General features: G+C 73.7%; 8 protein-coding genes. 3 read left to right on the forward strand and 5 right to left on the reverse strand.

The annotated features are described in order from the left end of the window. Positions 1-77: 77 nt before the first annotated feature. A complete protein-coding gene (locus ACLWS4_RS26655) occupies positions 78-707 on the reverse strand; it encodes a TetR/AcrR family transcriptional regulator (RefSeq protein WP_388050965.1) in 630 nt (209 codons plus the stop codon). Positions 708-803: 96 nt separating this feature from the next. Here ACLWS4_RS26655 and ACLWS4_RS26660 point away from each other — a divergent pair, with 96 nt between their 5' ends. Both ACLWS4_RS26660 and ACLWS4_RS26665 read left to right on the forward strand, forming a co-directional pair. After that, the gene (locus ACLWS4_RS26660; RefSeq protein ID WP_416875402.1) at positions 804-2,300 is read left to right on the forward strand and encodes an APC family permease; all 1,497 of its coding nucleotides are present in this window, start codon (positions 804-806) and stop codon (positions 2,298-2,300) included. 150 nt (positions 2,301-2,450) lie between these two features. After that, positions 2,451-4,187 (forward strand): amidase, encoded by a 1,737-nt coding sequence (locus ACLWS4_RS26665; RefSeq protein ID WP_416875403.1) that lies wholly within the window; start codon positions 2,451-2,453, stop codon positions 4,185-4,187. A 325-nt stretch (positions 4,188-4,512) separates the two neighbouring features. Here the strand turns inward: ACLWS4_RS26665 and ACLWS4_RS26670 are convergent, their stop codons facing one another. Further along, on the reverse strand, positions 4,513-5,661 hold the full coding sequence (locus ACLWS4_RS26670; RefSeq protein ID WP_416875404.1) for a hypothetical protein: 1,149 nt from the start codon (positions 5,659-5,661) through the stop codon (positions 4,513-4,515). Positions 5,662-6,347: 686 nt separating this feature from the next. On the opposite strand from ACLWS4_RS26670, the gene ACLWS4_RS26675 reads away from it, so the two are divergent. Further along, entirely contained in the window at positions 6,348-6,920 is a 573-nt protein-coding gene (locus ACLWS4_RS26675; RefSeq protein WP_416875405.1) for a hypothetical protein, read from the forward strand. 943 nt (positions 6,921-7,863) lie between these two features. Here ACLWS4_RS26675 and ACLWS4_RS26680 read toward each other — a convergent pair. Genes ACLWS4_RS26680 through ACLWS4_RS26690 form a run of 3 tightly spaced genes read right to left on the reverse strand, consistent with a single transcriptional unit; the run spans position 7,864 to position 11,580 of the window. Then, a complete protein-coding gene (locus ACLWS4_RS26680) occupies positions 7,864-10,116 on the reverse strand; it encodes an MMPL family transporter (RefSeq protein WP_416875406.1) in 2,253 nt (750 codons plus the stop codon). Next, on the reverse strand, positions 10,088-11,311 hold the full coding sequence (locus tag ACLWS4_RS26685; RefSeq protein WP_416875407.1) for a beta-ketoacyl-[acyl-carrier-protein] synthase family protein: 1,224 nt from the start codon (positions 11,309-11,311) through the stop codon (positions 10,088-10,090). The genes ACLWS4_RS26680 and ACLWS4_RS26685 overlap by 29 nt, the downstream gene beginning before the upstream one ends. Next, on the reverse strand, positions 11,308-11,580 hold the full coding sequence (locus ACLWS4_RS26690; protein WP_074003372.1) for an acyl carrier protein: 273 nt from the start codon (positions 11,578-11,580) through the stop codon (positions 11,308-11,310). The genes ACLWS4_RS26685 and ACLWS4_RS26690 overlap by 4 nt, the downstream gene beginning before the upstream one ends. Positions 11,581-11,613: the final 33 nt, after the last annotated feature.

Here is an 11,613-nt window from a genome sequence, read left to right on the forward strand (position 1 = left end):
GGGCCGGTGCTCTCACGCTGGCGTCGGGGACCAGGAGCTTCACTCCCCTCCCCGGGGAACGACGAACCGCCCCAGCCCTACGGCGTCCGACGCTCCACGCCGTCGAGCAGCAGGCCGAGCCCCAGCTCGAACCCGCGGTCGTCGAGGCCCGTGGCACCGCCGCCGCGGGCGAAGGAGCCGTCCAGGGCGTCCGCGAGCGCCGGGTACTCCGGCCGGTACTCGGCCGGTGCCCGGGTGAAGCCGGCCGCGAAGGTCTCCACCGCGGAGCCGAGTACCAGGTAGTCCACCGCCGCGGCGACCTCCGCCGCGTCCGCGGGGCCGAGGCCGGCCCGGCCGAGGAGGGCGAGCAGCCCGTTGTAGCCGCGCAGCGCGCTGGCTGCTTCGACGCGGCGGCGGGCAAGCAGGGCGATGGCGTTCGGGTGCCTCAGGAAGACCGCGCGGTAGCCGCGCGCGTACGCCGCGAGGCCGGCCCGCCAGTCGGGATCACCCAGCGGTGTGTGGTCGATCTCGTCGTTGACCAGCCCGGAGACCGCGTCGACCAGCTCGTCCTTGCTCTGGATGTGGTTGTAGAGCGAGGCCGCCTTGACTCCGAGCCGCTCCGCCAGCGCCCGCATGGTCAGGCCGTCGGGGCCGTCCTCGTCCACCACCTGGAGCGCGGCGAGCGCGATCCGCTCGCGGGTCAGCACTGCCCTGCTCGGTCGGCCCACCGAAAATCCCCTCTTCCGCTCTCCATGTCCGGAGGCTATCGTGCCAGATCAACAGCGGTTGCTAACAAAGTTAGTTTTATCTGAAAGGCGCAGCCCGTGGCCGAGACCACCCCGACCGATGCCGACCGGCTGGCCACGCTCGGCTACCAGCAGGAGCTGCGGCGCAGCCTGACCGTGCTCGGAAACATCTCCATGGGCTTCGCCGTCGTCTCCCCGGTCGTGGGGCTGTACGCCGCCGTGCAGGTCGGCATGAGCGTCGCGGGCGGGGCCTGGGTCTGGGCGCTGCCGCTGTGCCTGCTCGGGCAGTGCCTGGTCGTCGCCGTCTACTCCGAGCTCGCCTCGCAGTGGCCGCTGGCCGGCGGCGCCTACCAGTGGAGCAGACGCCTGGCCAGACCGGCCGTCGCCTGGCTGAGCGGCTGGATGTGGCAGTTCGCCGTGATGTTCGGCAACACCACCGTCGCCTACCTCGCCTCGCCCTGGCTCTTCGCGCTCTTCGGCACCGTCCCGACGCCCGCCGAACAGGTCCTCGTCTCGGCCGGCTTCATCCTCTGCTGCACCCTGGTCAACGCCTACGGCATCAACTTCCTGCGCTGGTTCGTCGGCCTGGGCATCGCCGCCGAAGCCGTCGCCTCCGTCCTGGTCGGCCTCACCCTGCTGCTGGTCTTCCGGCAGCACGGCCTCTCCCTGCTCACCGACTTCCTGAACGCGCCGAAGGGGCTGGGCATCAGCGACACCGGTGCCCTGCTCGCCGCCGTGGCCGTCGCCGGCTGGGCCTTCATGGGCTTCGACGCCTGCGTGTCGACCGCCGAGGAGACCAAGGACGCCGCCCGACAGGTCCCCAGGGCGATGTGGTGGTCGCTGCTCAGCGTCGGACTCGTCGTCATCCTCAACGCGGTCTCCGTCGAACTCGCCCACCCCGACCCCGCCGACGTCGTCGCGGTCAAGGACCTCGACCCGGTCACCACCGCCGTCACCCACGCCTTCGGCGGCTGGGCCGAGAAGCCCTTCGTCCTCGTCGTCCTGATCAGCTTCACGGCCTGCCTGATGGCCTCCCAGGGCGGCGCCGCCCGCGGCCTCTACTCCCTCGCCCGCGACGACGTCTTCCCCTTCTCCCGCCACGTCCGCAAGGTCAACCGGCACAAGGCACCGATCGGCGGCCTCGTCGCCGCCACGGCGGTCAGCTGCGCCGCGCTGGTGCTCGGCCTCAACACCTCGGCCATCGGCAGCCTGATCACCTTCGGCAGCGCGGCCATCTTCGTGCCGTTCTTCATCCTCGCCCTCGTCGCCCTCGTCGCCCGCCTGCGCGGCACCTGGAAGCCCGCCGGAGCGGTCGGCTACGGACGCCTCGGCACCCCGCTCAACGTCCTCGCGGTGCTGTGGACCGGCTTCGAGCTGGTCAACATCTGCTGGCCGCGCGCCATCCTCGCCCCGGCCGGAGCGCCCTGGTACCAGATCTGGGCGGCACCGCTCGGCGTCGGCACCGTCACCCTCGCCGGCCTCGCCTACCTGCTGGCCCGCCGCCCCGACCGCCGCATGACCGACACCGACCAGGAGCACCCGCACACCGCCGAACTCGCCCCCGCCGTCCTGTAGCCGGCGTCGGCCCGGGCGGCACCGCTCGGCCGACGCGTGCGAAGCTGCATCCCACCCCCGGGCGGGGTCACGTCCCACCAGCGGCCCAGCGCCGCACCTTCGAGGCCCGACACCTCGGACCGTTCAACCGAAAACCCTGGAGGCACCCGCATGACACGCGCATTCGACGTCGTCGAGACCGGTATCGCCGACCTGCGCGCGGCGTTGGAGAAGGGCGAGACCACCGCGGTCGGCCTGCTCGACGCCTATCTCGCCCGGATCGACGCCTACGACCGGCCCGGCACCGCCACCGCGCTCAACGCGATGGTCGTGACGAACCCCCGCGCCCGCGCCGAGGCCGAGGCCTCCGACGCCCGCCGCGCCCGCGGCGAGACCCTCGGCCCCCTCGACGGCATCCCCTACACCGCCAAGGACAGCTACCTCGCCGAGGGCCTCACCGCCGCCGCCGGCTCACCGGCCTTCGAGCACCTCGTGGCCCAGCGCGACGCCTTCGCCATCGAGCGCCTGCGCGCCGGCGGGGCCGTGCTCATCGGCCTGACCAACATGCCGCCGATGGCCAACGGCGGCATGCAGCGCGGCGTGTACGGCCGCGCGGAGAGCCCGTACAGCGCCGACTGGCTGACCAGCGCCTACGGCTCCGGCTCCTCCAACGGCTCCGGCACCGCCACGGCCGCCTCGTTCGGCGCCTTCGGCCTCGGCGAGGAGACCTGGTCCTCGGGCCGGGCCCCCGCCTCCAACAACGCGCTGTGCGCCTACACGCCCAGCCGCGGCGTGATCTCGGTGCGCGGCAACTGGCCGCTCGTCCCGACCATGGACGTCGTCGTCCCCCACACCCGCACCATGGCCGACCTGCTCGAACTGCTCGACGTCATCGTCGCCGACGACCCGGACACCCGCGGCGACCTGTGGCGCGCCCAGCCCTGGATCCTGCTGCCCGCGCCGTCCCAGGTCCGTCCGGCCTCCTACCCGGCGCTGGCCCCCGCCGACGCGGCGGCGGCGCGCGCGACGCTCGCCGGCCGGCGCGTCGGCGTCCCCCGGATGTACATCAACGCCGACCCCGACGCCGGCACCAACCCCGACGGCGGCATCGGCGGCCAGACCGGGCAGCCGATCGACACCCGCGCCTCGGTGATCGCCCTGTGGCAGGCCGCCCGCCGCGACCTGGAGGCCGCCGGCGCCGAGGTCGTCGAGGTCGACTTCCCCGTGGTGACCAACTACGAGTCGGACCGCCCCGGCGCGCCGTCGCTCCTCACCCGAGGCCTGGTCAGCCGCGACTTCCTCACCCACGAGATCCTCGACCTCTCCGCCTGGGCCTGGGACGACTTCCTGCGCGCCAACGGGGACCCCGCGCTGGCGACCCTCGCCGACGTCGACGGCGCGCTCATCTGGCCCAAGCACCCCGGCGAACTGCCGGACCGCTACGCCGGCTTCGACGACGGGATCGCCGACTACCCGCGGCTGGTGCGCGACCACCCCTACGCGTCGATCACCGACATGCCGCACCTCGAGGAAGGCCTGCGCGGCCTGGAGGAGACCCGCCGGATCGACCTGGAGACGTGGATGGACGAACTCGGCCTGCACGCCGTGGTCTTCCCCACCGTCGCCGACGTCGGCCCCGCGGACATGGACGTGAACGAGGCCTCCGCCGACCTCGGCTGGCGCAACGGCGTCTGGGTCGCCAACGGCAACCTCGCCCCCCGCCACCTCGGCATCCCGACGGTCACCGTGCCCATGGGCACCATGGCGGACACCGGCATGCCCGTCGGACTGACCTTCGCGGGCCGCGCCTACGACGACAACAGCCTGCTCCGACTCGCCGCCGCCTTCGAGTCGACCGGACACCGCCGCACGGAGCCGCCGCGCACCCCGCGCCTTCCGGTCGTCTGACGACCTGACGAACCGTCAAGACAGCGAGGAATTAGCGGGCTTACACCTTCCCGACCATCATTCCACAGACCGGAGAGGCTGCTTCCACCAGAAGGTGGAGGCGGCCTCTCCGGCCCTTCCGCCCCATCCGCGGGTCAGCTCGAAGCCTTGAGCCAACCGGCCCAGGCACTCGACCGGGCGCACCGCACGAGCCAACCCCTGCGCCCGGCGTTACCTGGAAGGACCGTTCACGGCGCCGGGGTGAGCACAGGTCCATGTCCTCGCACCGGCGCCGGTGCGAGGTAGGCAACCCCGATCGGAACACCGCCGCACGGGGCAGCGGGTACTACCAGGCGATGAGGATGTAGCCGTCGCCGCCGCCGGCCGCGTCGGACGGGTTCCGGGCTCCGGCCCCGCCGGCGCCGGGGACGTCGTCCTCACCGGGCGGGTTCTCGCCGCCGTGGCCGCCCGAGCCGCCGGCGCCGCCGTCGGTGCCGTCGCTGCCGGCGCCCCCCTTCCCTGCGCCGGGCGGCAGGGTGGCGCCGGCCGGCAGGGTGACCGTCGGGATACCGCCCGCGCCGCCGGCGGTGCCGCCTTCGCCGCCGCGGGAGCCGTTGCCCCCGCCACCCGGGAGACCGCCGGGGGGAAGAGCGTTGGCGCCGTGCCCGCCAGGGGCGGCGTCGGAGCTGGCCGTGCCAGCCTGGCCGGAGCCCCCGGAACCGCCTCGGGCCACGCTGACCGAGACCGTGTTCCTGCCACAGGTCTTCGGGGACGCCTTGATCGCGGCGCCGCTTCCGCCCAGGCCGCCCGGACCGCCCGCGGCTCCGGTCCCACCGCCTCCGCCCGCGCCGCCGAGCGAGCCGGTGGACGCCTCCCCGCCCCGGCCGCCCCGCCCCGCACCGGCTGGCTCACCGGGGAACCCGCTGTGGCCACCGCCGAAGAGGAGCTCGACGGAGCGGTCGCTCGCGCGGACGTGGGTGTAGCTTCCGTCCGGACTCGCGAGACTGGCGCCCCTGCCCGGGGTGCCCGCGGCACCGGGCTTGGCGGGCCGCGCGGTGGCACCCTCCCGGCCTCCGGCACCGCCGGTACCGCCCTGGGAGTTGTTCCTCCTCGGCGGGCCGCCCTTGCCGACCGTGACCGAGAGGACCGTTCCGGGAGTGACCGACACGGCGCAGGTCACGAACACCCCCGCGCCACCGCCACCGCCACCTCCTCCCCCTCCGCCACCCGCTCCGCCGCCCCCGCCGCCGCCCGTGGCCTGGCCCAGGAAGGTCCAGTTCCCGCCACCGCCACCGCCGCCCCCACCGCCGCCTCCGCCCCCGGCCGCTCCACCACCGCCGGAGCCGAGCGCGTACAGGGTCATGGTGCTGACGCCCTCCGGCACGGTGAACGAGTACTTTCCGGCCTGGAGGTACCCCTGTTGGCCGTGGGGCTGATCGACCGCCGCCCGGGGCCCGGCCCTGCCGACCTCGGCCTGAGCGGGGGCAGCGGTCACACCCAGGACGCAGCACAGTGCGGCGGACACGCACAGCAGGGCCCGCCGGCGAGCGCGCCCGAAAGCGGGCCCACCACCCGAGGCCGACATCGGCGATGACACTAGGAACCCGCCGGGGCGGGAACCGAGGGGACCATGGAGTCTCATGGCTGCATCGTGTGCCAACTCCCATGGCACCGCTGCGCTTTCGATGCGAACTACCTCGTTCGGGTGGGTCGTTCCAATGGGTCGGCCAACGGGCGGAGCTCCCCACCCGCCAGCCGTGACACGGTGACGGTCGTGCTGCCTTTACCGCTGGAATGCAGGACCGGTCGACCCCAAAGGCCCCGCCGGCGTGGCGGCGGGAGCGGAGGCATGGCATATAGGACGCATGCGGACTTTTTTGTAGTCGCGCGACTTCCCTGAGTCAGGGGATCGGTGTCGCCGCGGCCGTCAAGGCCGAACTGCACCGCAGTCCTGAACCGGGCAACAGCACCACTCCGCCTCTGGAACCACCGCGCCAGAGCCGGCCTCCCACCGCAGGTCTTCCACCCGCGGAACACCGCTGGAGGGCGTGACCGGCGGTCACCGTACCCCGATCATCCCGACAACCGGGCGGCCGGAAGCGCAAGTTGGCCCTCCGAGTCTCGCCGAGACCGGACGCGGCCGGATCGCACAACCGAACTCAGCAGAAGGAGCAACATCCGATGATGAGAAGCCTCATGGCCACGAGCATGGCCAGCGGTCTGCTGGCCGCACTGTGCGCGGCGGGCGCAGGTACCGCGCACGCGACGTCACTGGTCGACAACCTCACCTGCGAGGCGAAGGACGCCGCGCTGACATTCGCGAAGGGGGTGACCGACACCCCCGCCGCCAACAGCTACACCCTCACCGGCAACCTCATCAACTGCGAAAGCATGTCCGGGGCCTATCCGAACGTCGACCACGGCACCGTCGTCGCGGTGGGCTCCGGAACGCTCTCCTGTGGCGCCACTGATTCCTTCAACGGCAACGCGACCTTCACCTGGTACGACGCCTCCAACAGGAACGTCGGCACCACCACAGTCTCCTTCCAGGGCGGCGGAAAGGGCACCTCGGACTCCGGCGACATCTCCAACCACGAGACCGGTATCACCAACGCGACCAGCACCGTCGCACCCCTCAACAACTACGACAGCAGCTTCGCGCCGACCGGTTTCACCGGCTCGTGCACCGACCCCGGCGGGGTGACAGCCCTCACCGGGGACAACTTCTTCGACTTCAGTCTCATCCAGGTCTGAGCCCCGCTCACCGGCAGGTCGGGCCCGATCCCAGCCCGGACATGAAAGCGGCGGACGCCCCTTCGGCCACGCACGGATCCGACCCGTCCGAGGTCACGCCCACCGGGCCGGAGGGGCTCTTCGCGACGCGCTCCACCAACCCACCAGGGAGGGGCCCGCCCCGCTCGGGCTCCTCCCACCGCTCTCGACGTCTTGGCGGCTTGGGTGGCGGGGCCCTGCCGACGCCGCTCCTCACCGTAGCCGGGCCTTCCCCGACCGGCGCTCGGTGAAGGTCCGGCCACGCCAAGGGTGTTGCTACCAGGTGATCAGGACGTAGCCGGGGCCACCCGCGCCGCCCTGCCGGCCGACATCGCCACCGGTGCCGGAGCCGCCCGGCTGCGAGCCGGGGTTGGGGCTCGGGGCGCCGCCGTTTCCTCCCTGGCCTCCCGTGCCGCCGGCGCTGCCGTTGCCACCGCTTCCTCCGGCTCCGGTACCGGCGGGCGGGGTGACGGAGGCCACCGGAGCGGCGGCGCCGACGGAACCGGTTCCGTCGGCGCCGCCCGAACCACCGCGCTCGCCCGAACCGGGCCTGCCCTCCGTACCCTGGCCGCCAGTGATGCCACCGTCGCCCGCAGCACCGGCCTGGCCGACCGTCCCAGGATTACCGGGCAGTTGCGTCACTGTCCCCGAACAGCGCGTGATGGGGGAGACGGACGCCGACCCGCCGCCCGCACCCCCGCGTCCGGCGGTGCCGGCAGGTGGGAACGAACACCCGGCCTCGGGAGAGGAACTACCCCCTCCACACCGTCACGACGGGCCCCGCGCGACCGCACGCCCCGCCCACGCCTCCAGCGCCGGACAGCACTCCGGCGGACTCGCCGTCAGCCGCGGAGCCGCCGGCCCACCACCGACCACGGCCTCATCCTGCGCGGCGCCCCGCCCGCCAGCCACGTCGCTCACGCGCTCACTCGACCGCCCCCAGGTCCCGCAACGGCTCCGGACGAGGCCCGCTCGGTGCCGTCCGCCGCCGTAGGCGCGGTGTCCACCAGTTGAGTTCGCCGAGCAGCCGCATGGTGGCGGGCACCAGCAGCATGCGCACCACGGTGGCGTCGACGGCCACGGCCACCACGACACCGAGGGCGATCTCCTTCACGGTCAGGACGGGGCTGGTCGCGAAGGCGGCGGCGACCAGCACGATCAGAGCGGCGGCGGCCGAGATCAGCCCGCCGGTGCGCCCGAGGCCGGTCACCACGGCGCTCGCGTTGTCCATGCCGCCCCGGTGGAGCTCGCGGATCTGCGCGATCAGGAAGAGCTCGTAGTCGACGGAGAGCGCGAAGACGAACATCAGCATGATGGCGGACTCCAACGCTCCGACGTACCCGGCGGGTTGAAGGCCCAGCAGCCGAGCGCCGTGGCCGTCCTGGACGGTCCAGGTGACGGCCGCGAAGGCGATGCCGAGGGACATCGTCGTGGTGACGACGGCCTTGAGCGGGACCAGCAGCGACCGGAAGGCCAGGAAGAGCAGGCCGAACGTGACCACCAGCAGGTACCCGACCAGCGCCGGAAGCCTGGCCTTCAGGGTGTCCAGGACGTCGACGTTGACGGCGGCCGGTCCGCCGACCAGGACGCGACCGCCGTCAGGCGGGTCGAGCGCCCGCACCGCGCGCACCAGTTCCTCGGCGACGGGGGCGTCCGGGGCGGCGGGGACGGTGACGCTCATCAGCGCGCTGTGCGCGGTGGTGGCGCGAAGTCGGACGTCCTGGGCGTTCGGCAGCCCGGCGAGCCGCTGCTGCCAGCGGGCCAGTGCGTCCCTGCCCGGCTGGCCGCCGATGTCGTCCCGCAGGTGGGCGACGACCTGGAGTTGGTCGAGCCCGGCCGCCGGGAAGTCCTCGTGCAGCAGTTCCTGCGCTCTGCGGCTGGCCGCCCCGGCGGGCAGGGTCCGCAGGTCGCTCGCCGCGAGGTGCAGCCCGACGACCGGGACGCTCAGCACGGCGATCACCGCGACGGCGGCGGTGAGCCAGGCCCAGGGGTGGGTGACGGCGCTCCGGCCCAGCCGGCACCAGAATCCCGTCTCCTCGCCCTCGGCCCAGGCGCGGCCGAGACCGGCCCGCCCGAAGCCCGGCAGCCGGACGCACCCGGCCTCGACACGCGGGCCGAGCACGGCCAGCACGGCGGGCAGCATGGTGAGGCTGGCGGCGCCGGCCAGCGCGACGGTGACGGCGGCGCCGATGCCGAGGGAGCGGGTGATGGGGAACGGAAGCAGGGTCAGGCCCAGGACGGCGAGCGAGATGGCCGTCGCGGAGTAGAGCACGGTGTGCCCGGCGGTGGCCATGGTGGCGGCGACGGCCCGGTGCGGGTCGCCTCGGTGGCGCAGCTCGCGCCGGAAGCGGACGACGACGAACAGGGCGTAGTCGACCGACAGCCCGAGGGCGATCATGACGACGACGTTGCGGGTGATGTAGCTGACCGGCACCAGCGGGGAGAGGAGGCGCAGCACCGCGAAGGACATCGCGAGGCTCGTGCCGGCCACGGCCAGCGGCAGCAGGGCCGCGGTGAGGCTGCCGAAGAACAGCAGCAGCAGGAGGAACAGCAGGGGGAAGACGTAGAGTTCGGCGCGGGTGAGGTCGTCGTCGACGGTGCGGTCCAGGTCGACCTGGAGCGGCACCTCCCCGGCGTAGGCGACGGTGAACCCGTCGACGTGCAGCAGCCGGCGCAGCCGCTCGTAGGAGGCGTCCTTGGCCTGGTCGCCGGTGCCGGCCAGGCCGACGACCACGCAGGCCGCGTGCCCGTCGGCGGAGAGGAGTTCCCGCTTGCCGGTGTTCCAGTAGTGCTGGGCGCCTGCCATCACGGTCCTGGGGACGTCGCCGAGCGCGGTGCGCACGGCTTCGCCGAACTCCAGGTCGTGCACGGTGAGGGTCTCGCTGCGGAAGATCACGACCGTGCTGGTGCCGCCCGCGTTGTAGTGGTGTTCGACGGCTTCGAGCGCCCGGCCGGATTCGGCCCCGGGGTTGGTGAAGCCGCCGTGGGACAGCCGCGCGGGCAGCCCTGCCCCGACGGCCGCGGCGACGGCCAGCAGCAGGGCGGTGGTCCACAGCACCGCCCAGCGGTGGCGGGCGACGAGTGCGCCGAGCCGGGCCCCGGCGCCGTCCGGCGGTGCCGGGGCGCCCCGGGCCGCGCTCGCCCGGGGGTCAGCTTCGGCGCAGGGCGAGGACGACATTGTGGCCTCCGAAGCCGAAGGAGTTGCTGAGCGCCGCGTCGATGCGTTGTCGGCGAGCGGTCCCGGTGACGCAGTCGATGTCGAACTCGGCGAGGTCGGGGGTGAGGTTGGCGATCGGCGGTACCAGTCCGTGCTCGATGGTCAGCACGGTGAGCGCCGCCTCGATCGCGCCGGCCGCGCCGAGGCTGTGGCCGAGCACGCCCTTGGGGGCGGTGACGCTGGGCCGGTGCGGCAGGGCGCGGGAGATCAGGCCGGCTTCGGCGGCGTCGTTGAGCGGGGTGGAGGTGCCGTGGGCGTTGACGTGGTCGACGTCGTCGGCGCCCAGGTCCGCGGTGCGCAGCGCGGTGCGCAGCGCCTGCTCGGCGCCGGCGGCGCCCTGGGGCGGCGCGGTCGGGTGGTGGGCGTCGTTGCTGGCGCCGTGTCCGGCGAGCACGGCGCGCGCCCGGGCGCCGCGCGCCTTCGCGTCCGCGGCGCGCTCCAGGACGAGGACGGCGGCGCCCTCGGCCAGGACGAAGCCGTCCCGGTCGGCGGCGAACGGCCGGGAGGCGCCCGGTACGTCGTGTCCGCGTGCCGACAGGGTGCCCATCCGGTGGAATCCGGTCGCCACCAGCGGGCTGAGGGCGGCTTCGGTGCCACCGGCCAGGACGATGTCACAGGACCCGGCGACCAGCAGGTCGTGGGAGACGGCCAGCGCCGTGGCGCCGGAGGCGCAGGCGGTGGCGCAGGCGAGGGTCGGGCCGCGCGCGCCGAACTCCTGGGCCACCTCGCCGACGGCCATGTTGCCGATGACCATCGGGACCAGTGTCGGCGAGACGTGGGCCGGCCCGCGCTGTTGGAATCGGCGCAGCTGGTCCTCCCAGTGCGGCGCGCCGCCGAAGCCCACCCCGAGGACGACGGCGACCCGGGCACCGTCCCACCCGCCGGTGTCCAGCCGCGCGTTCCGGACGGCCTCCCGGGCCGCGAGCAGCGCGAGCTTTCCGAACCGTCCGATCCGCCATGCCTTCTTGCGCCCGACCGCCGTGTCCAGGTCCGTGGCGGGGATGCGGCAGGAGAACGCCACCGGGGCGGCGTCGAGGTCAGGGTCCGGTGACGCGGTGGGGGTTCCGGCGCAGACCCGCCGCCAGGTCTCCTCGGTGCCGACCCCGGCCGGGGTGACGAGCCCCAGGCCGGTGACGGCGATCTCGGGGCGGTTCACGCGACGGGTTCGGTCGCGTCGCCGAGGCGGGCCTGGACGATCCGGGCGATGTCGGTGAGCGTGCTCTGCCGGTCGGCGTCCTCCTGGCTGATCAGGATGCCGAACTCGTCCTGGAGGACGAAGGCGAACTCGGCCAGCGCGAGCGAGTCGACCTCCATCTCCTCGAACGTGGCGTCGGGGCTGATGGCGTCCGCGGATACGCCGAACCGTTCGACGAGCAGGGTCTGGGCGGTGTCGCAGACGGCGTCCACGGAGAGCGTCGTGTCCATGGTGGTTCCTTTCCGGAGGGCGAGGGGGCGGGC

The organism is Kitasatospora sp. SC0581 (assembly GCF_048159585.1).
Taxonomy (GTDB): domain Bacteria; phylum Actinomycetota; class Actinomycetes; order Streptomycetales; family Streptomycetaceae; genus Kitasatospora.